1 protein-coding gene is annotated in these 408 nt (G+C 50.0%); it reads right to left on the reverse strand.

Annotation, left to right across the window (positions count from 1 at the left end; translation table 11 throughout):
- On the reverse strand, nucleotides 1-408 hold a 408-nt coding region (locus tag H7198_RS06915; protein ID WP_274459008.1), incomplete at both ends, for a DEAD/DEAH box helicase.

The following is a 408-nucleotide window of genomic DNA, read 5'->3' on the forward strand; positions in this document are numbered from 1 at the left end:
TCTCCCAATCGCCTGAAGCCAGCGAATCTCTGATTTTGTCGGGCGTGCGTAAATGATGCACCGGACATCACTGTCAAATCCCGCCACCAGAACGCCAACGCTGACAATGATTTTCGTCGCTCCCGTTTCAAAACGACTGATCATTAACTGACGCTCATCATGTGGCGTTTCAGCAACCATCACCTCTGCGTTAATTCCGGCTTTGTTGAACTGCATGGTCACGAAGCTGGCATGCGTTTTATTGACGCAGAACGCCACTGTCGGTAAATCCCTTCCGTTACACAGCCAGTTATCGACAATATCGCCAACCAGATCCGCGCCGCACATAATCTCTGCCAGTTGTGATTCGTCGTAATCCCTGCCGTACTCCATTGAGACTTTCGTTTTTACACCTTCCAGATCCGGTTT

Source organism: Fructobacillus sp. CRL 2054, from assembly GCF_028764065.1.
GTDB lineage: Bacteria > Bacillota > Bacilli > Lactobacillales > Lactobacillaceae > Fructobacillus.